1 protein-coding gene is annotated in these 510 nt (G+C 54.1%); it reads left to right on the plus strand.

All coding sequences use genetic code 11. The annotated features are described in order from the left end of the window. On the plus strand, positions 1-510 hold a 510-nt coding region (locus R7R24_RS30590), incomplete at both ends, for a chloride channel protein (protein WP_318120700.1).

Genomic DNA, 510 nt, shown 5'->3' on the forward strand with positions numbered 1-510 from the left:
ATCAGCGCGTTGCTTGCTTTTGTTGGCTACTTTCTTGTTCATCGCTTTGCCCCAGAAGCGGCGGGCTCAGGTATCCCTGAAATTGAAGGCGCGATGGACAACATTCGTCCTGTGCGTTGGTGGCGAGTCCTGCCAGTAAAATTCTTCGGCGGCATGGGCGCACTCGGCTCTGGTATGGTGCTTGGTCGTGAAGGCCCAACGGTGCAAATGGGCGGTGCTGTAGGTCGAATGGTGACCGATATTTTCCGCGTTAAAGATGACGATACTCGCCATTCCCTGCTCGCTTCTGGTGCTGCTGGCGGATTGGCTGCGGCCTTTAATGCACCGCTTGCGGGGATCATGTTCGTAGTTGAGGAAATGCGACCTCAGTTTCGCTACTCGCTCATCTCGATTCGTGCCGTGATCATTTCTGCCATTATGGCGAACATTGTGTTCCGCGCCATCAATGGTCAAGACGCCGTAATCACCATGCCGCAATATCAATCCCCAGCGCTACAAACGTTGTGGTTG

Source organism: Vibrio sp. 704, from assembly GCF_033339295.1.